22 protein-coding genes are annotated in these 16,903 nt (G+C 67.3%); 14 read left to right on the forward strand and 8 right to left on the reverse strand.

Annotated elements, in window-relative coordinates; genetic code table 11:
- Positions 1 to 81: 81 nt before the first annotated feature.
- The 4 genes from AB4Y35_RS00180 to AB4Y35_RS00195 all read left to right on the forward strand — a co-directional run bounded on the left by AB4Y35_RS00180 (position 82) and on the right by AB4Y35_RS00195 (position 3,817).
- Positions 82 to 1,140 (forward strand): AraC family transcriptional regulator, encoded by a 1,059-nt coding sequence (locus AB4Y35_RS00180; protein ID WP_368702903.1) that lies wholly within the window; start codon positions 82 to 84, stop codon positions 1,138 to 1,140.
- Between the two features lie 84 nt (positions 1,141 to 1,224).
- Positions 1,225 to 1,494: a DUF4148 domain-containing protein gene (locus tag AB4Y35_RS00185; protein WP_324155253.1), complete on the forward strand. Its 270-nt coding sequence runs from the start codon at positions 1,225 to 1,227 to the stop codon at positions 1,492 to 1,494.
- 334 nt (positions 1,495 to 1,828) lie between these two features.
- Complete coding sequence (locus AB4Y35_RS00190; RefSeq protein ID WP_368702904.1) at positions 1,829 to 3,130, forward strand: NCS2 family permease; 1,302 nt, start codon at positions 1,829 to 1,831, stop codon at positions 3,128 to 3,130.
- 153 nt (positions 3,131 to 3,283) lie between these two features.
- Positions 3,284 to 3,817, forward strand: a complete 534-nt coding sequence (locus AB4Y35_RS00195) for a cytochrome b (protein WP_368688509.1) — start codon at positions 3,284 to 3,286, stop codon at positions 3,815 to 3,817.
- 104 nt (positions 3,818 to 3,921) lie between these two features.
- Here AB4Y35_RS00195 and AB4Y35_RS00200 read toward each other — a convergent pair whose 3' ends face one another.
- Together AB4Y35_RS00200 and AB4Y35_RS00205 are read right to left on the reverse strand one after the other, a co-directional pair.
- Positions 3,922 to 4,212 (reverse strand): DUF1488 domain-containing protein, encoded by a 291-nt coding sequence (locus AB4Y35_RS00200; protein ID WP_042266602.1) that lies wholly within the window; start codon positions 4,210 to 4,212, stop codon positions 3,922 to 3,924.
- A gap of 345 nt (positions 4,213 to 4,557) precedes the next feature.
- Positions 4,558 to 4,779, reverse strand: a complete 222-nt coding sequence (locus tag AB4Y35_RS00205) for a DUF2964 family protein (protein ID WP_324155259.1) — start codon at positions 4,777 to 4,779, stop codon at positions 4,558 to 4,560.
- 231 nt (positions 4,780 to 5,010) lie between these two features.
- On the opposite strand from AB4Y35_RS00205, the gene AB4Y35_RS00210 reads away from it, so the two are divergent.
- From AB4Y35_RS00210 to AB4Y35_RS00220, 3 genes are all read left to right on the forward strand, one after another.
- The gene (locus AB4Y35_RS00210; protein ID WP_368702905.1) at positions 5,011 to 6,981 is read left to right on the forward strand and encodes a sigma-54-dependent Fis family transcriptional regulator; all 1,971 of its coding nucleotides are present in this window, start codon (positions 5,011 to 5,013) and stop codon (positions 6,979 to 6,981) included.
- Between the two features lie 88 nt (positions 6,982 to 7,069).
- The gene (locus AB4Y35_RS00215; protein WP_368702906.1) at positions 7,070 to 8,188 is read left to right on the forward strand and encodes a VIT1/CCC1 family protein; all 1,119 of its coding nucleotides are present in this window, start codon (positions 7,070 to 7,072) and stop codon (positions 8,186 to 8,188) included.
- Complete coding sequence (locus AB4Y35_RS00220; RefSeq protein ID WP_368688512.1) at positions 8,185 to 8,517, forward strand: 2Fe-2S iron-sulfur cluster-binding protein; 333 nt, start codon at positions 8,185 to 8,187, stop codon at positions 8,515 to 8,517. Before AB4Y35_RS00215 ends, AB4Y35_RS00220 begins: the two co-directional genes overlap by 4 nt.
- An 89-nt stretch (positions 8,518 to 8,606) precedes the next feature.
- Here AB4Y35_RS00220 and AB4Y35_RS00225 read toward each other — a convergent pair whose 3' ends face one another.
- A complete protein-coding gene (locus AB4Y35_RS00225; protein ID WP_368688513.1) occupies positions 8,607 to 8,897 on the reverse strand; it encodes a DUF4148 domain-containing protein in 291 nt (96 codons plus the stop codon).
- Between the two features lie 390 nt (positions 8,898 to 9,287).
- Between AB4Y35_RS00225 and AB4Y35_RS00230 the strand changes: the two genes are divergently transcribed.
- On the forward strand, positions 9,288 to 9,551 hold the full coding sequence (locus AB4Y35_RS00230) for a DUF4148 domain-containing protein (RefSeq protein WP_069261728.1): 264 nt from the start codon (positions 9,288 to 9,290) through the stop codon (positions 9,549 to 9,551).
- A 113-nt stretch (positions 9,552 to 9,664) separates the two neighbouring features.
- Here AB4Y35_RS00230 and AB4Y35_RS00235 read toward each other — a convergent pair whose 3' ends face one another.
- The 4 genes from AB4Y35_RS00235 to AB4Y35_RS00250 form a co-directional block, all read right to left on the reverse strand.
- Positions 9,665 to 10,054 (reverse strand): hypothetical protein, encoded by a 390-nt coding sequence (locus tag AB4Y35_RS00235; RefSeq protein ID WP_368702907.1) that lies wholly within the window; start codon positions 10,052 to 10,054, stop codon positions 9,665 to 9,667.
- Positions 10,055 to 10,181: 127 nt separating this feature from the next.
- Positions 10,182 to 10,376, reverse strand: coding sequence for a YqaE/Pmp3 family membrane protein (locus AB4Y35_RS00240; protein WP_133185186.1), 195 nt, complete (start codon positions 10,374 to 10,376; stop codon positions 10,182 to 10,184).
- 44 nt (positions 10,377 to 10,420) lie between these two features.
- Positions 10,421 to 10,615, reverse strand: a complete 195-nt coding sequence (locus AB4Y35_RS00245) for a DUF1653 domain-containing protein (RefSeq protein WP_028202597.1) — start codon at positions 10,613 to 10,615, stop codon at positions 10,421 to 10,423.
- A gap of 114 nt (positions 10,616 to 10,729) precedes the next feature.
- On the reverse strand, positions 10,730 to 11,398 hold the full coding sequence (locus AB4Y35_RS00250) for a TetR/AcrR family transcriptional regulator (RefSeq protein ID WP_368702908.1): 669 nt from the start codon (positions 11,396 to 11,398) through the stop codon (positions 10,730 to 10,732).
- 79 nt (positions 11,399 to 11,477) lie between these two features.
- On the opposite strand from AB4Y35_RS00250, the gene AB4Y35_RS00255 reads away from it, so the two are divergent.
- Positions 11,478 to 12,101, forward strand: a complete 624-nt coding sequence (locus tag AB4Y35_RS00255; protein ID WP_368702909.1) for a glutathione binding-like protein — start codon at positions 11,478 to 11,480, stop codon at positions 12,099 to 12,101.
- 91 nt (positions 12,102 to 12,192) lie between these two features.
- A complete protein-coding gene (locus AB4Y35_RS00260; protein ID WP_069261722.1) occupies positions 12,193 to 12,405 on the forward strand; it encodes a hypothetical protein in 213 nt (70 codons plus the stop codon).
- Positions 12,406 to 12,421: 16 nt separating this feature from the next.
- Here AB4Y35_RS00260 and AB4Y35_RS00265 read toward each other — a convergent pair whose 3' ends face one another.
- Complete coding sequence (locus AB4Y35_RS00265; RefSeq protein ID WP_028202601.1) at positions 12,422 to 13,147, reverse strand: GntR family transcriptional regulator; 726 nt, start codon at positions 13,145 to 13,147, stop codon at positions 12,422 to 12,424.
- Between the two features lie 183 nt (positions 13,148 to 13,330).
- Between AB4Y35_RS00265 and AB4Y35_RS00270 the strand changes: the two genes are divergently transcribed.
- From AB4Y35_RS00270 to AB4Y35_RS00285, 4 genes are all read left to right on the forward strand, one after another.
- Positions 13,331 to 14,635, forward strand: a complete 1,305-nt coding sequence (locus AB4Y35_RS00270; protein WP_368702910.1) for a cyanate transporter — start codon at positions 13,331 to 13,333, stop codon at positions 14,633 to 14,635.
- A gap of 234 nt (positions 14,636 to 14,869) precedes the next feature.
- Entirely contained in the window at positions 14,870 to 15,202 is a 333-nt protein-coding gene (locus AB4Y35_RS00275; protein ID WP_368702911.1) for a hypothetical protein, read from the forward strand.
- Positions 15,203 to 15,614: 412 nt separating this feature from the next.
- Positions 15,615 to 16,307, forward strand: coding sequence for an NADPH-dependent FMN reductase (locus tag AB4Y35_RS00280; RefSeq protein ID WP_368702912.1), 693 nt, complete (start codon positions 15,615 to 15,617; stop codon positions 16,305 to 16,307).
- A gap of 356 nt (positions 16,308 to 16,663) precedes the next feature.
- Complete coding sequence (locus tag AB4Y35_RS00285; protein ID WP_368702913.1) at positions 16,664 to 16,879, forward strand: transcriptional regulator; 216 nt, start codon at positions 16,664 to 16,666, stop codon at positions 16,877 to 16,879.
- The last annotated feature ends 24 nt before the right edge of the window (positions 16,880 to 16,903 follow it).

Below are 16,903 nucleotides of genomic sequence, written 5' to 3' on the forward strand. Positions count from 1 at the left end.
CGTATTCGATGCCCGTCACGCTCAAAGTCACTGATCGGATTTACCATATTGGCTGTGACAGCCCCCACGGGAAAAGGATCCATGCAACCGGAGAGAACCCAGACACTGAGCGAAAAAGGCACGATCTCGATGAGCCTCGTGAACGAGACGCTGGCGCTGGCACGCGCGGGCGGCCTCGAAACCGCGCCGCTCACCGATGCCGCCGGCATCGCGCCGGCCGTGCTGCGCGAGCCCGGGGCGCGCGTGAGCGCGGCGCAATACGGCCAGTTGTGGTCGGGCATCGCGCGCGCGCTCGACGACGAATTCTTCGGCCAGGATTCGCACGCGATGAAAAGCGGCAGCTTCATCGCCATGACGCACTCGGCGCTCGGCGCCAGCACGGGCCGCCAGGCGCTGCAGCGCGCCGTGCACTTCATGCGCCTCGTGCTCGACGACCTGTCGGGCGAGATCGACATCGACGCCAAGCGCGTGCGCGTCACGCTCTCGCATCGCGCGGACAAACCCACGCCCACCATGTTCGCGTACGCCACCTGGTTCATCTTGGTCTACGGGCTCGTGTGCTGGCTCGTGGGGCGGCGCATTCCGCTGCTCGCGGCGCGCTTTCGCTGCCCGCAGCCCGCCGCCGCGCACGAATACCAGCTCATGCTCTGCGACGACATGGCGTTCGATAGGCCGGCCACCTGGTTCGAATTCGCGCCGGGCTTTCTCGAACTGCCCGTGATCCAGACCGCCAGCTCGGCGCGGGCGTTTCTGCGCAACGCGCCCGGCAACTTCGTCGTGAAGTACCGCAATCCGGGCTCGTTCGCCGCGCGCGTGCGACGCGCGCTGCGCGCCCTGCCCGTCAATGCGTGGCCCGATGCCGACGCCATCGCACAACGGCTGAACGTGGCGCCCGCCACGCTGCGCCGACGGCTGAGCCAGGAGGGGCACAGCTGCCAGTCGATCAAGGACGAACTGCGCCGCGACCTGGCGATTGCGGCGCTGCAGGAGCCGGGCCGCTCGGTCGCCGATGTCGCCGCCGCGGTCGGGTTCGCGGAGCCGAGCGCATTTCATCGGGCCTTCCGCAAATGGACCGGACAGCGCCCGACCGACTACCGCACGGCAAACGCCCGCAACGACTCTTCGAAACCTCGCGGGTAGCCCGGGAAGCCCTCGATGCGTCTTTGAGTTAATGAGATAGCGCCTATACTTTTAGGGGATATCCCTAATATGAAAGGCCTTGCCATGAACTCACTTTCGCGTGTAGCGCTCGGCGTCCTCGCAGCAGCGTGCTGCTTCGCGTCGGCTGCGGCGGTGGCCCAACCGTACGATCCCTCACAACCGCTGACTCGAGCCCAGGTCCGTGCGGATCTGATCGAATGGCGGCAGGCGGGCTACGATCCGCTCGACTGGATCGACTACCCCGAAAACGCGCAACGCGCGGGCGCGATCGTCGCGCAACGGCGTGCGGCGCGCGCCGGCTATGGCGCTCCCGCCGGTCAAATGCAGCAGTAATCGCTTGATTGCAGGACGGCTGCCGTAACCCGGCACCGGGCGAAGCAACGCCCGGCGCCCGCGAGCGCTCGCGCCCATTTCCTCCCGCCACCGGCGCAATTCGCCGCGCCCTCTCACGCGTGCTACCGCAACGCGCGCTGTTGTACCCGTTCCACGCTCACGACGGCTTTTCTGCGCTCGACGGACAATTGTTTACAATCGCGCCCGTAGCCGCGCGCTGCGGCATGCGCGCGCGTGCATGGGCACGTCAAGGACCTGCCAGCGCCGGCTATACGCAAGACACCACACCAACAAGCAGCGAACAACCCGCTCGACTCTCAAGGGCCCGATCTTCATGGACGCCATCAAACGCTATTTCGGTTTCGAAGAAGCAGGCACCAACCTGCGCACCGAACTGCTCGCCGGTATCACGACTTTCCTCACGATGGCTTACATCATCTTCGTGAATCCGGCCATTCTCGGCGACGCCGGCATGCCGAAGGAAAGCGTATTCGTCGCCACCTGCCTCGTCGCGGCGCTCGCCTCGCTCGTCATGGGCCTCTACGCGAACTACCCCATCGCGCTCGCGCCCGGCATGGGCCTGAACGCGTATTTCGCCTATACGGTCGTGAAGGGCATGGGCTTCACGTGGCAGGCCGCGCTCGGCGCGGTGTTCATCTCCGGGTGCCTGTTCTTCATCGTCACGCTGCTGCGCGTGCGCGAAGCCATCGTCAATGGCATTCCGCATTCGATCCGCGTGTCGATCACGGCGGGTATCGGTCTGTTCCTCGCGATCATCTCGCTCAAGACCTCGGGCGTGGTGGTCGGCAGCCCGGCCACGCTCGTCGAGCTCGGCAACCTGCACGATCCGCACACGATCCTCGCGATCATCGGCTTCTTCGCGATCGTCACGCTCGACGTGCTGAAGGTGCGCGGTGCGATCCTGATCGGCATCGTGGGCGTCACGATTCTCTCGTTCTTCTTCGGCGGCAACCAGTTCCACGGCATCTTCTCGCCGCCGCCGTCGATCATGCCGACTTTCGCGCAACTCGACATCAAGGCGGCGCTCTCCACGGGCGTGCTCAACGTGGTGCTCGTGTTCTTCCTCGTCGAGCTGTTCGATGCGACCGGCACGCTGATGGGCGTGGCCAACCGCGCCGGCCTGCTCGTGCACGGCAAGATGCACCGCCTGAACCGCGCGCTGCTCGCAGATAGCACCGCGATTCTCGCGGGCTCGATTCTCGGCACCTCGTCGACCACGGCGTATATCGAAAGCGCCTCGGGCGTGCAGGCGGGCGGCCGCACCGGCATGACCGCGCTCACCGTGGCCGTGCTGTTCCTCGCGTGCCTGTTCGTCGCGCCGCTCGCGGGCGTCGTGCCGGGCTACGCCACGGCGCCGGCGCTGCTCTACGTCTCGTGCCTGATGCTGCGCGAACTCGCCGATCTGCCCTGGGACGACGCCACCGAAGTCGTGCCCGCCGCCCTCACGGCGCTTGCCATGCCGTTCACCTACTCGATCGCCAACGGCGTGGCGTTCGGGTTCATCTCGTATGCGGGCCTGAAGCTCCTTACGGGCCGTGTGCGCGACGTGAAACTGATCGTGTGGATCATCGCCGCCGTGTTCCTGTTCCGGTACTTCTATCTCGGCAACGCATAAAAGCAAAAGGGTGGCTTCGCGCCACCCTTTTTGTTTTGATTCGCCGCCGCCCCCCTCCGCATCAAACTTCCCGGCCGCACAACTGCCCCGCCCGGCGCGTCCTCCTTATCATAGGGAACTATCGTCAGATTCCCCGCACACAGGAGCCGCCACGTGGCAACTTACCCCGCCGCAACCGAACGCTACACGAAGCCCGCCATCTTCTTTCACTGGGTCATCTTCCTGCTCGTCGCGCTCGCCTGGCTGGCGATCGAGGTGCGCGGCCCCAAGGGCACGGACAGCCGCGTGTTCTGGAGCAACGTGCACTTCTGGGCGGGCTCGCTCGTGCTCGCGCTCGCCGTGCTGCGCCTCGCGTGGCGTCTTTGGCGCGGCGCGCCCGCGGAGATCGACTCGAACGCGCTGCTGTCGTTTCTCTCGCGCCTCGTGCATCTCGCGCTCTACCTTTTCATCTTCGTGCAGCCGCTCCTCGGCATTCTGATGATCAACGCCGGCGGCCATCCGGTCACGCTCGCGGGGTTCAACCTGCAGATCACGCTCATCGGCCCGGACCCGGCTGCGCGCACGTTCCTCAAGGACGCACACGTGCTGATCGGCAATCTGTTCTATTGGGTGATCGGGCTGCACGCGCTCGCGGCGATCGCGCATCACGTCGTATTCCGCGACAACACGCTGCGCCGCATGATCTAGCGGCAAGGCGGCGCACGCGTAAACGAACGCCGCGCCCCAACGGGCGCGGCAAGCAAACTCAGCTGAACGGAAAGCGCCCGCGTCCTGCGGGCGCTTTTTGTTGACTACGCGTTGGCGTGGGCCTGCACGAAACGCACGTAGCCGCTGCGCAGCACGAGGCACTGCGCACGTGTTTCGGAGAGCAAACGGCGCGCGCAGGCCTCGATGCGGTCGCGATGATGGTCGAACGCGCTGAGCATGTCTTCGGCGCGCGGCGAAGCCGCCCCGAAGTGATCTTCCAGCGCCGCCGCCGTGATCAGACACTCCACCCGCTCGCCATCGATCATCGCCGGAAACGCCAAGGTCAGGTCTGGGCCCGAGTACTCGGGCACCTCATTCGGAAACATGATCTGCATGGGGGTCGCCTTTGGTGGAGGGTGAAAAGGCCGCGTTCATCCGTCGTCGGGCTGCCCCAGCCTGGTGCCTGGGAACACCCCGATCCGGTTCGCGCGGATCAACACCAACCCGGGCGAACCACACGTTCGCGCAGGTTGATTTGATTCACTTTAGACGACTTCCTGCCGCCCGCAAGGTCGACATTGTCATACGCCTGAAATAGCCAGCGGCGTGCTCGTCCGAGCCCTTTTTCGCGGGTGCAGCAAGCGCGTGCGCCGTTGCGCGCACAAACACTCTCCTCCCCGGCCCTGCGCCAACGCGCCGCGCCGGTTGCCGCATCGCACCATGCGCGCCGCCCGGGCGCGTCAGGATTCGCGATGCCGGTGCTGATCGAGATCTTCGAGGTCTTTCGGGTGCAGGGTGAGCATCACCACGAACGCGACGATCCCAAGGGCCACGGTCACCATTCCGGAGAGCACGACGTTGTTCTCGTCGAAGATCAATCCGTCAATCGCATACCCGAGGCCAAAGAGCGCAACGAACGTGGCGAGCACCGCCACCACGATCCTCAATTCGCCGTGCACCATGACGAACTCCGCTACTCAGCGGGGGCGCGACGCAAACGCGCCCTCACCTTCATCATGGCACTCGCGCCCGTAAACTCAAGGCGCAGTTGAGGCGACGCCGACGCGGCTGCAACCCGGCTTCAACCCGAATTGGCAGCCGCCGCGGATCCTGTACCATGAACTGCCCCAGAGGCGCCGCTCGCGTAGCCTTGCTGCGCCGCAGCGTAGCGCCCAAAACGACTGGAGACACGAGTGACCCGACGCCCCGTCACGCCGCACGACGCGGCCCGCGCGGACGCCATCGCGCAGGCTCACGCACGCTCGCGCGCACTCGGACTGCGCGCCACCGAGGCGCCCGACTTCGACGCGCTCGCCGGCGCCGACTTGCGCGAGCTGATCGACACGAACCGCACGCTCTATCACCAGGCGCGTCCCGTCATGGACGCCTTGCACGCGCAGATCGTCGATACGCAGAGCATGGTGCTGCTCACCGATCGCAATGGCGTGATCCTCCATAGCTGCGCCGACAGCGACTTCGTCGAGAAAGCGCAACGCGTCGCGCTGCGCCCGGGCGTCTCGTGGGCCGAGCAGCATCGCGGCACGAATGCCATCGGCACGGCGCTGGTGGAAGGCCAGCCGACCACGGTGCATGCGGGCGAGCACTTTTTGCGCGCCAATCACATCCTCACCTGCTCGTGCGCGCCGATCGCAGATCCGTACGGGCGCACGCTCGGCGCACTCGACGTGAGCGGCGAGTCGCGCGGTTTTCACAAGCACACGCTCGCGCTCGTGCGCATGTCTGCACAGATGATCGAGAACCATCTGTTCAACACCGAATTCGCCGATGCCATCCGGCTCCAGTTTCACGCACGCGCGGAATTCATTGGTACGCTCTACGAAGGATTGGCCGCATTCTCGGCAGATGGCACGCTGCTCTGCGCGAACCGCAGCGCCCTGTTCCAGTTCGGCGCGCCGCTCGCCGAGCTGCAGCAGCGCGAGTTCGCGGCGCTCTTCGGCCAGCCGTTCGCGGCGTTCATGCAGCAGCTCATGCGCGCGAGCGGCGAGCCGCTCACGCTCGCCCTGCCAAGCGGCGTGCGCGTGATCGCGCGCGCCACGCCCGGCGCGCCCACGTCGGGCCTCACAACGTTCGCGCGCAGCGCCGTAGCCGAAACGGCTCGCTCGCCGTACACGCCCGCGCCCGCCCAGGCGAAAGCGCCCCATGCCGCCGACACCACGCCGCAGCCCACGCTCGCCGAACTCGATACCGGCGACGAACGGCTCGCCGCCGCCCTGCAGCGCGTGGCGCGCGTGCGCGGCCGCGACATTCCCGTGCTCGTGCTCGGCCGCACGGGCACCGGCAAGGAATGGCTCGCACGGGCGCTGCATCGCGATTCGCCGCGCCGCGACGGGCCATTCGTCGCGCTCAATTGCGCAGCGCTGCCCGACACGCTGATCGAAGCCGAGCTGTTCGGCTACGAGGACGGCGCATTCACCGGCGCGAAGCGCCGCGGCAGCGCCGGCAAGATCGCGCAGGCGCATGGCGGCACGCTCTTTCTCGACGAGATCGGCGACATGCCGCTCGCGCAACAGGTGCGGCTCATGCGCGTGTTGCAGGAGCGCGCCGTCGTGCCGCTCGGCGGTACGCGCGCGGTGCCGGTGGATTTGCGCATCGTCTGCGCGACGCACCGCGACCTGCGCGCGATGATCGCCGAAGGCACGTTCCGCGAGGATCTCTACTACCGCATCAACGGCCTCGTCGTGACGCTGCCGGCGCTGGCCGAGCGCACCGACCTCGACGCGCTCGTCGCCCGCATGCTCGAGATCGTGCGGCGCGAGGTGCCGGGTGCGCCCGCGCGTCTCACGCCGGCTGTTCGGGCGTGCTTCGCGCGCTGCCGCTGGCCGGGCAATCTGCGTCAGCTCGCGAGCGCGCTGCGCACGGCGGCGATCATGGCCGAAGGCGAAGACGCCATCGACATGGAGCATCTGCCCGAAGACCTGATGCACGATTGCGACCCCGCGAGCGACTGCGCACAGCCGTGCGCCGATGCCACGGCCGAAGACCAGGCGGGCGACACGGAACGCGAGCCCGCGCGCCTGTCCGTCTGGCAGTCTCGGCTCATCGAAGAGACCCTCGCGCGCCACAGCGGCAATGTTTCGGCGGCGGCTCGCGAACTCGGGCTCGCGCGCAACACGGTCTACCGGCATCTGCGTCAGCGCCGCTGAGCGCACCGGCCAAGGCGGGCGTCGAAGCGGCTTCTGGCCGCGGCGGCGCCAGGGTAAGCTTGGCGGATCGCTTCCCGCACCGCGCCCCATGGCCTCCGCTCAGGAAATCCACCGCTTCCGGCGCAATCTCGCCGACGAACTCGACAGCGCCGCCGTCTACGACACGCTATCCGCGGTCGAGAAAGACGACGAGCGCCGCCGCATCTTCGCCGAACTCGCGGCCTCCGAGCGCGAGCACGCGAGCGTGTGGCGCGAGAAGCTCGCGGCCAACGGCATCACACCCCGGCCGCATCGGCGCAGCGCAAAAACCCGCCTGCTGCAAACGCTCACGCGCACGTTCGGCCCTTCGCTCGTGCTGCCCACCGTCGCCGCCGCCGAATACGCCGACCGCGACCGCTACGCGCGCGAACCCGGCGCCGAGAAGCTTTCCGCCCAGGAACAGCAGCACGCCGCCATCGTGCAGGCGATCGCCGCGAAGAAGCGCGAGCCCGAACACGGCCACGGCGAAGCGATCGGCGCGGCCGAGTCGTGGCACAAAGGCGCGACGGCGGGCAACGACCTGCGCGCGGCGGTGCTGGGGGCGAACTCGAACTTCTGCCTGATCATGGGCGTGGCGGGCGCGGGCAGCGTTAATCGCACGATCTTGCTCACGGGGCTTGCGGGCCTCGTGGCGGGCGCCTGCTCGATGGCGCTCGGCGAATGGCTCTCGGTGACCAACGCGCGCGAGCTGGCGCGCACGCAGCTCGCGAAGGAAGCCGACGAGCTCGAACACACGCCGGACGCCGAGCGCCACGAGCTCGCGCTCATCTATCAGGCTAAGGGCATCGATCCCGAAGAAGCGCGCCGCGTGGCCGCCCAGATCATGCGCAACAAGGACGAGGCGCTCAATACGCTGGCGCGCGAGGAGCTCGGCATCGACCCGAAGGAGCTGGGCGGCAATCCGTGGTCGGCCGCCGCTGTCTCGTTTTGCCTCTTCTCACTTGGCGCGGCGTTTCCGACCGCCCCGTTCCTGTGGGCGCACGGCGTCACGGCCATCGCGCAGTCGGTGGTGCTGAGCGCATGCGGGCTCGCCCTGGTCGGCGTGTTCACCTCGCTCTTCAACGGGCGCAGCGCAACGTTCTCGGCGTTCCGGCAGATCGTGATCGGGCTTGCCGCGGCGGCGTTCACGGCGGGCGCGGGGCGTCTGCTCGGGGTGTCGCTTTCATGAGCGACAAGAACCACGAAAGCGTGCAGGACGGCGACGGCTCGCCGCGCGTGCCCGTCGTGCGCGTGGAGCCGCTCGGGCGCAGCTTCGAAGCGCCACCGGAACTGACCTTGCTCGAAGCGGCGGCATTCGAGGGCATCCGCTTGCCGCGCATGTGCCGCAACGGCACCTGCCGCGCCTGCCTGTGCCGCGTGGTGAGCGGCGAAGTGAGCTTCACGATCGAGTGGCCCGGATTGAGCCGCGAGGAAAAAGCCGAGGGCTATGTGCTCACCTGTGTGGCCGTCGCGCGCACGGATCTCGTGCTCGACGTGCCCGAGGCGGAAGCCATGTAGCGGCACCAAAACGCTGCGCTGCGCCCAAATGCGAAACGGCCCGCGAATCGAAATCGCGGGCCGTTTTTATCTGCTGACTACCGACAGGCTTACTGCCCGCCGAAGTACACCGATTGCGGACCGGTGCGTGCCGCTTCCGACACATAGCGAGCGCCCGCAACCGACGTCGAGTTGCTCACGCCGCCGAACGAACCATCGGTCTGGGCGACCGGCGCGGCCGTCTGGGGAGCGACTGCAGCCTGGTTGCGGCTCGTTTGCTGGAATTCGACGAGTTGCTGGCGCACCTGCTCGCGGGTCAGACCTTGATCGGCCTGGGCGAACGCGGCCAGCGGAGCAGCCAGAGCAACGGTAAGGGCAACAGCCTTGAGAAGCGACTTCATGATGACAACCTCCGGAATTATTTAGCGTCGATGCGCAACGACGGTGCATACCCTGTCGTGCTCGGCCGGCTCGCTGCGATTCGCCGCATCGGCTGGCTGTGAGTGGATTCTAGGCAAGCGCCCCGGCCGGATACAGACCGATTCAGGCGAATTGGAATTACAGATTTCGCAATAATCCGGCGAGATTTCAGGGCCAGACGATCTGCGGCCTTCCCGCCTTATTGCAAGCGGGCGGCGCAATACTTCAGAAGATTTCGACGCCGATTGTTGTCGTCAGAAGAACACTGAATTCGTTTTCTAGGTATTTACCCTGACCCTCCGACCACATACATTGTCGGCATGGACCACGCCGATGCGATGGCTCCCCACAAAAAATATCGGAGGTTAGTCATGAATTCGTTTCTGAAGGCAGCAGTGCTCGCCGCTATCGTTGCCGTGCCCGCCGCCGCATTCGCGCAGGCACAACCCCAGCAACAACCCGTGACCCGCGCCGAAGTCCGCGCCGATCTCGCGCAACTGCGCGCCGCCGGCTACGATCCGAGCGACTGGATGCACTACCCGGAAAACATTCAGGCTGCCGAAGCCAAGGTCGCAGCGCAGCGCGCGACGGCTTACGGCCCGTCGACGAACGGAACGTCGCAGTCGAGCCAGTAAGTTTCGCGACAACCCCGGCTGTGACGCCGGGTTCTCGTGCAAAGCATCAGGCCCGCCCTCGTGAGAGAGGCGGGCCTGATTCGTTTTGCAACGGATTTTCGGCTCGGCGCGGATCAACGGCCGCCCGGTCCGCCGCCACCGTGACCGCCACCGCCGTGGCCTCCGCCACCATGGCCGCCTCCATGACCGCCGCCCGGCGGCCCCCAAGGTCCGCCGTGGCCCCCACCGTGACCACCCGGACTGCCCGGACCGCCCGGACCGCCACCGTGCCAGCCACCGCCGCCGCCGTGCCAGTCGCCGCCGTGATAATCGCGACCGCCGCCACCGCCCCAGACGCCAATATTCACGCTGCCATAGGTCGGCGCATAGCCCGGCGCGTAGCCGCTGTAATAGCCGGTGGAGTACGGCTGGCCATAGCCGCCGTAACCATAGTCGTAGCCCGGGGCCACCGCACACCCGGCAAGGAGCGCGATGGCGCCCACCGTGAGAACGAACTTGAACATAGCTGACTCCCCTTTCTATTTGTAAGAAAGAAGAATCAGCGTTAAGTTCTTATTGAATTGTGAGCACGGGTTACCGTTGTAACGCGCAACGCGCCTCTGCACGGCGCGTAGACGCCCGCTCCGGGATTTAGCCGCGACGGCCGAGCGCGTCCTCTATTTTCCGGTCGGTCTTGAACTGGCTGAGCGAATACACGGCCCAGATCGCGGCCGGAATCCAGCCGATCAGCGTGATCTGCAGGATCAGGCAGACGATGCCCGCAATCGGACGCCCAATGGTGAAGAACAGGAGCCAGGGCAGGATCAGCGCAATCAGTAAACGCATTCGGCGAAACCTCTAAAGCGTGGAAGAGACGAGTGTGAAAAGAATCAGTTGACGGGCGCGAAGCGCGGCACGAGTCCGCCTTCATACTCGACGAGTTCGAAGAACACATTGGAGGGCCGCGTCCAGATCGTACCGTTCGCCGCGCGATACACGATCATCGTGACGGAAGGATCCGATTCGAGCGTCGCCTCGCAAACCAGTTCGTAAATGCCACCCTTGTAGTGCCTGTAGCGCACCATCGTGTTCCCCTCTTCGAGTGCGCAAGCCGTCCCTGCGCGACTGCGCCAGTGTAACAAGGGAAAGCGGCGTGAGGGCCCGCGTAGCGGGCGCCGGCAGCAACGTTCAGCGTGACATCACTTCGCGCGCCGCCGCGCCGGACGCGCATCGGCCGCAGCCGGCGCTTCGCCGCAGATCAGCGCGACGCCCGCCACCGCCATCGCGCGCAGCGAGGCCCGCGAATCGCCGGCCCGCGCGCGCAGCGCCATGCTGTGCAAGAGCGCGGAGGCAAGGCGCGCGAGCATCGGCGCGCTGGCATCGGGCGGCAGTTCGCCTTGCGCGAGCGCCGCGCGCAGGCGCCGCTCGAACGCCTTGTCGAAGGTGCGCAATCCTGCGGCAAGACGCTCGCGTACCGCCTCGTCGTTGACGGCTTCCACCGCCGCCGTGCCGATCAGCAAGCAGCCGCGCGCCGCATCGTGCGCCGGCAAATACCAGCCGAGCGCGCCGTCGAATACGCGCATCAGCGCCTCGCGCAGCGGCACCGCGCTGTCCAGCGCCGACTCCATCGCCGTGCGCCCCGCTTCCACGTAACGCTCCATGGTTTGCAGATAGAGCGCGTGCTTGTCGCCGAACGCGCCATAGAGGCTCGGCCGGTTCATGCCGGTCGCCTCGCTCAGGTCGTCGAGCGATGTGCCTGCGTAGCCGTTGCGCCAGAACGTATCGCGCGCGCGGGCGAGCGCCTCGTGCGGATCGTAGGCGCGCGGACGCCCGCGTGGGCGGCTATCCTTTTTTGTACTGGATTGCATAGAAATATTGGATCGGCGATTTTTGTTCACTATAGTACAAAAATTCGAAAAGCCCGATAGCCCGCAAAGGAGGAAGACGATGGATCTGTATTTCGCCCCGCTGGCGTGCTCGCTCGCCACGCGCATCGCGCTCTACGAGGCAGGCGCGCAGGCCCGCTACATCCAGGTCGACACGCTCACGAAGCAGCTCGCCGAAGGCGGCGACTTCTTCGCGGTCAACGCACTCGGCCAGGTGCCGGTGCTGCGCGAGGACGATGGCTGGACACTCACCGAAAACTCAGCGGTGCTGCCGTGGGTGGCCGACCGTTTTCCCGAGGCGCGGCTCGCGCCGCCAGCGGGCACGCGCGAGCGCGCGCGCCTGCAGCAATGGCTAGGCTTCATCGGCACCGAGCTGCACAAGGCCGTGTTCGTGCCGCTGCTCGGCAAGGACGTGGACGAGGCCGTCAAGGCCTATGCGCGCGGCAAGATCCCGCGCCGCTTCGGCTTGCTCGCGCAGCATCTCGAATCGCGCACCTTCCTGCTCGACGAGTTCAGCGTGGCGGACGCCTATCTCGTGACCGTGCTGAACTGGGCGCCGTACGTGGGCATCGATGTGTCGCAATGGGAGGCCGTCGCGACCTACGCGCAACGCGTGCGCGAGCGGCCCGCCGTTGCGAGAGCCTTCGCCGAGGAGTACGAGATCTTCAGGCGCACGCGGCACTGAGGCGCGCTTCGTCGGCTATTTTTTCTCGCCCGGCAAGCACTTTTTTGTCGTGCGATAACGTTGCGGTCGCCACATTCGCCGGAGCCGCACCATGGCCACGCTCGAAGCCTTACGCATCGTCCTCGACGACCCGCATACGCCCGAAATCATCCGCAATCACGTCATCGACTCGTTGCAGTACGCGCTGCGCAATCATGGCCAGGTATTCGCCGCGAAAGAGATCGAATGGCTCGCCACGTGGGACGATGCGCGTATCCCGCTCGCCGCTTCGAAGGAGTTGCGCCGGCGCGTAGATCAGGGCTGACGCGCGCCTTGCGCGTTCAGCCGTTCGCGAGATCCGCGAACACCGTCTTGAGATCGCGCCCGGCGCGCGCACGCGCCTGCTGCACCACCCGTTCCTCCAGCTCGCCCAGGTGCGCACGCATCGTGGCGAGCGCCGCCGCGAGGTCCCCCGCCTCAAGCGCCTCGATGATCTGCGCGTGCTCGTCGGGCGCACACATCGACGCCTTCGACGGATCGAACAAGGCCTTGTAAAGCTCCGTTTTCGCGACCAGTTGCGCCAGCGCTTCCACGAGCGCGGCACCGCCCGCCTGCTCGGTCAGCAGCAAGTGGAACTGCCCCGCGAGGCGCACCGCTTCGTCCACGCGCGCCTCGCGCAACGCCTTCTTCTCGCTACGCACGTGGGCCGCGAGCTTGCGCCGCATCGCGGCGTCGAGCGTGCCGCACAGGCTCACCATCACGCCCGCCTCGGCCACCTGGCGCGCGCGGTACACGGCGCGGATGTCGTCCTCCGAGGGCGACGGCACGAACGCGCCGCGATTCGGTTCGAGCACGAGCTTACCCTCGAAGCCCAGACGCGCCAGCACCTTGCGCAACGCGCCGCGCGTGCAGCCGAACGCCGCCGCGAGTTCGCGCTCCACCAGTTGCTGGCCCGGCGCGAGCTTGCCTTCGAGCAGCGCGGAAGAAATCGACGCATAGACATGCGCTTCGACATCGGACGGTTCGTCGGTATCGCGGGGCGGAGCGAGGCGGGAGGATTGAGCCATGGGCAGGCGCGCTAGCTGGGTCGGGTCGCTGGGTCAGGTCGCATTGTAGCGAGCGCCATGGCGAGGCGATATAGACCTGCGCCCATACTCGATCGCCCATGCCGGAGATAGCGGGCGCCGCCAGATTGTTGACAATTATTTTGTATAATGGTCAACCAAACAGCAGCAAAAAGGTTGACCGCATTGAACCCTCAAAACCGCTCCAATCATTCCCAGACGCCGTCCGGCGAGTCGGCCAGCGCGCTTGCGTGGTACGCCGCGATCGTCGCGATCGGCCTGAATCTGCGGCCGCTGCTCACCTCGATCAGCCCGCTCATGACGACCATTCGCAACGACACCGGCCTGAGCTTCTACGGCGCTTCGCTGCTCACGAGCCTGCCCGTCGTCGCGATGGGGCTCGGCGCGTTCGGCACCGGCTTGCTCGCGCGCCGGCTCGGCGAAACGCGCGGCGTCGCGCTCGGGCTCGTGGCGATTGCCGCGGCATGCGCGGCCCGCGCGTTCGCCGCCAGCGGCGGCGCGCTCATGCTCACGGCGGCGGCGGCCGGCGCGGGCGTCGCGGCCATCCAGGCGCTGCTGCCCGCCGTCATGAAGCAGCGCTTCGCCGCGCGGGTGCCGCTCGCAATGGGGCTGTTCTCTGCGTCGATCATGGGCGGCGGCGGGCTCGGCGCGAGCCTGAGCCCGCTCGTCGCGCGCCTCAGCGGTTCGTGGCATGCGGGGCTTGCCGTCTGGGCATTGCCGGCGCTGGTCGCGCTCGCGATCTGGGGGATGTTGAACCACGGGTTCGGCGCAGGCCGCCGCGCACAGCACGCCGCCACCGCGCCCACGCAGGCGCATGCCGACGCGGCAACGGTGCCGGTCTGGCGCAAGCGCCGGGCGTGGACGCTCGGGCTGCATTTCGGCCTCGTCAACGGCGGCTATACGAGTCTCGTTGCGTGGCTACCTGCCTACTATCAGCAGCACGGGGCGAGCGTCGAAGCGAGCGGCTCGCTGCTCGCCGCGATGACGGTGTTCCAGGCCGCCAGCGCGCTGCTCCTGCCGCTTGCCGCGGCGGCGTTCACGGACCGGCGTCCGTGGCTCGTTCTGGGCCTGTGCGGCCAGCTCGTCGGCGTGATCGGCCTCGCCGCATGGCCCGAGGCCGCGCCGCTGCTGTGGGTCGCGGCGGCCGGCGCAGGGCTCGGCGGCACCTTCTCGGTCACGCTCGTCACCGCGCTCGACCATAGCGCGGACCATCGCCTGGCCGCGCGCCTCGTCGCCTTCGTCCAGGGTCTGGGCTTCGTGATCGCCGCGCTCGCCCCCATCGTGGCCGGCCGCGTGCGCGACCTCACGGGCGGCTTCACGGGCGCGTGGATCATGCTCGCCGTATCGATCAGCGCGATGATCGTGCTCACGCTCGCGTTCTCGCCGCGCAGCTACGGGCGCTGGCTCGGCGCGCACGGCCCGGCCGCGAACGGCGCGATCGCGCAAAACCGGGCGACGCTCGACGCCTGAACCGCCCGCACACGCCAGATCGAGCGTCGGCGCAAGCCCCGCAGAGCCGCGGCGCGCCCATGCAACACATGGCCCGCAGCACGTCGTGAAACGTTTGCATAAGCGCCTGTATGAATGTACAGTGCGTGCAGCCGGCCGTTCGTGCCGCCCGGTCGCCGTACCGGGTTACGCCGCCTCATCGCGCCCCGGCGCATGGCGCGGCCCCGGCCTGTACATCGAAACGGAGAACACGACGTGCGATTCTTCATCACGGGGACCTTGCTGGGCGTCCTCGCGTCCACCGCGATCGCCGGGGAACACTACATCGAGATCTGGAATCCGCCGGAAGCGCGCACGCCCTCGGCGCATGCGGGCAATGCCGGCAAGAAGGCGCATCACGGCACGAAGCACAAACTGGCCTCCGCCGACAAGCTCACTACCCGCAAGATCGCCGAACCGGCCGTGCGCGCGCCCGCGCCCACGCTGCCGGCCACGCCGGGCGCCCCCGCGCGCACTGCGCCGGGCAACGGGACCCTGCCGGAAATTCCGCCGCAAATCGGCCCCGACGGCAACGTCCTCACGGTTTGAGCTAGCGCGTAGCCGCAGTCAGCGGCGCAAAGCACGACATACAGCGCGGCACGCAGCTGCCGCGATCATGGCCTCGAAGACCTCGAAGCGCCGCCCGTTTCCGTCTCCAGAAAAAAAACAGCCCCGTCACCGGAGAAGTGCGGGGCCGAATCCCATGTCAAGGAGATGTCATGGAGGAGACGGCTTCATCTTAGCCACGGCCCGGCGCGTGTCCAACCAATGGTTTCGCATATGCATTGCGGGCCGCATGGCGCAGCGCAACGTAGCGCCGCCGGCATATGGATAGAACAAAAAGTCGTTTCGCGCCGTGCGGCGCGCTCTCTAAGATGACCCTTTCCAGCCTGCCAGGCTTCGTGGCTGCGTAGCCCGATCCCGCACGAGCCAGGTCTCATCGCAATTCAGGGAGTTCCGCTTGAGCATTTCCGATTCGCATCGCCGCCCGCTCGTGGTGGGCATCGGCGGCACGACGCGCGCCGCCTCGTCGACCGAGCGCGCGCTCGCTTTCGCGCTGCGCGGCGCCGAAGACGCCGGCGCGCGCACGCAATTATTCGGCGGCACGTTCCTGCACACGCTGCCGCATTACGCACCCGAAGACCCCGTTCGCACCGACGCGCAGCTCGAACTGATCGATGCCGTGCGCGCCGCCGACGCCGTCATCATCGCGACGCCCGGCTATCACGGCGGCGTATCGGGGCTCGTGAAGAACGCGCTCGACACGCTCGAAGAACTGCGGGCCGACGACCGCCCTTATCTGGACGGCCGGGCAGTGGGCTGCATCGTCACGGCCTATGGCTGGCAGGCCGCGGGCTCGGTGCTGACCTCGCTGCGCGCGATCGTGCACGCGCTGCGCGGCTGGCCGACACCGTTCGGCGCGGGCATCAACACGCTGGAGACTCGCTTCGAGAGTGCGCAGCAGTGCTCCGACGCCAAGGTCGCCGAACAGCTCGCAACCGTCGGCCGCCAGGCGGCGCAGTTCGCGCTCGCGTTCGGTGGCCAGGGCCAGGAACACTACGCGGCGCCGCTGGCGAGCGCGTTGAACAGCGTCGGCGGCGCACAGGCCGCCAACGCGCCGCGCACCGAAAAGCGCCTGAGCCTCGCTGTCTGAGACGCTGCCCGACCTCTCCTGCTCGCCCAACCGCACGCCGTCGAGTGCGCGGAGCGGGAAACGTTCCCTAACCCACATTGCCGGCGTCGCGCGGCGCACATCGCGTGCGCCATCCCACAGACGCCGCATATCGTCCGGTCCACATTGAAGCCGGATTCACCCCTCGCCTCATCCGGATCATTCTGCTGACCGTTCCAGGCCACACGTGATTTGCTTGCGACGAATGATTGGTTCCATCGACACATGGCGGCCCGTACGCTGGTCCGTGTCGGCACAGTGAGTGGGCAGCAAAACACACGCGCCACCGAGAACGAGAACCCGGGCAAATCAGCAGAAGATCAGCAGGAAGCGCGGCCATGAACACTCCACTACGCTACAAAGGCTATGTCGTCGCCCCCAGCGCGCGGCAGCTCCCGAACGGCCTTTTCGCCGCCAATCTCACCATTGGCACGCAACCGGGCGCGCAGCATTCGTTCGACGAACTCGATTATTTCTTCGAAGAAAGGCGCGCGCTCGCCTACGCCTGCCGCTGGGCGCGCATGTGGATCGACCAGCAGCGCCGCTGCGCGTGAGCGCGCATGCTTCCTTACGGTTGT

The organism is Paraburkholderia sp. EG286A (genome assembly GCF_040965375.1).
In the GTDB taxonomy this organism is placed as follows: Bacteria; Pseudomonadota; Gammaproteobacteria; order Burkholderiales; family Burkholderiaceae; genus Paraburkholderia.

Excerpts from the sequence above, each read along its gene's own strand:
- AB4Y35_RS00180 (WP_368702903.1), top strand. The coding sequence starts at position 82 with ATGCAACCGGAGAGAACCCAGACACTGAGCGAAAAAGGCACGATCTCG.
- AB4Y35_RS00185 (WP_324155253.1), top strand. The coding sequence starts at position 1,225 with ATGAACTCACTTTCGCGTGTAGCGCTCGGCGTCCTCGCAGCAGCGTGC.
- AB4Y35_RS00190 (WP_368702904.1), top strand. The coding sequence starts at position 1,829 with ATGGACGCCATCAAACGCTATTTCGGTTTCGAAGAAGCAGGCACCAAC.
- AB4Y35_RS00200 (WP_042266602.1), bottom strand. The coding sequence starts at position 4,212 with ATGCAGATCATGTTTCCGAATGAGGTGCCCGAGTACTCGGGCCCAGAC.
- AB4Y35_RS00205 (WP_324155259.1), bottom strand. The coding sequence starts at position 4,779 with ATGGTGCACGGCGAATTGAGGATCGTGGTGGCGGTGCTCGCCACGTTC.
- AB4Y35_RS00215 (WP_368702906.1), top strand. The coding sequence starts at position 7,070 with ATGGCCTCCGCTCAGGAAATCCACCGCTTCCGGCGCAATCTCGCCGAC.
- AB4Y35_RS00220 (WP_368688512.1), top strand. The coding sequence starts at position 8,185 with ATGAGCGACAAGAACCACGAAAGCGTGCAGGACGGCGACGGCTCGCCG.
- AB4Y35_RS00225 (WP_368688513.1), bottom strand. The coding sequence starts at position 8,897 with ATGAAGTCGCTTCTCAAGGCTGTTGCCCTTACCGTTGCTCTGGCTGCT.
- AB4Y35_RS00230 (WP_069261728.1), top strand. The coding sequence starts at position 9,288 with ATGAATTCGTTTCTGAAGGCAGCAGTGCTCGCCGCTATCGTTGCCGTG.
- AB4Y35_RS00235 (WP_368702907.1), bottom strand. The coding sequence starts at position 10,054 with ATGTTCAAGTTCGTTCTCACGGTGGGCGCCATCGCGCTCCTTGCCGGG.
- AB4Y35_RS00240 (WP_133185186.1), bottom strand. The coding sequence starts at position 10,376 with ATGCGTTTACTGATTGCGCTGATCCTGCCCTGGCTCCTGTTCTTCACC.
- AB4Y35_RS00245 (WP_028202597.1), bottom strand. The coding sequence starts at position 10,615 with ATGGTGCGCTACAGGCACTACAAGGGTGGCATTTACGAACTGGTTTGC.
- AB4Y35_RS00250 (WP_368702908.1), bottom strand. The coding sequence starts at position 11,398 with ATGCAATCCAGTACAAAAAAGGATAGCCGCCCACGCGGGCGTCCGCGC.
- AB4Y35_RS00255 (WP_368702909.1), top strand. The coding sequence starts at position 11,478 with ATGGATCTGTATTTCGCCCCGCTGGCGTGCTCGCTCGCCACGCGCATC.
- AB4Y35_RS00260 (WP_069261722.1), top strand. The coding sequence starts at position 12,193 with ATGGCCACGCTCGAAGCCTTACGCATCGTCCTCGACGACCCGCATACG.
- AB4Y35_RS00265 (WP_028202601.1), bottom strand. The coding sequence starts at position 13,147 with ATGGCTCAATCCTCCCGCCTCGCTCCGCCCCGCGATACCGACGAACCG.
- AB4Y35_RS00285 (WP_368702913.1), top strand. The coding sequence starts at position 16,664 with ATGAACACTCCACTACGCTACAAAGGCTATGTCGTCGCCCCCAGCGCG.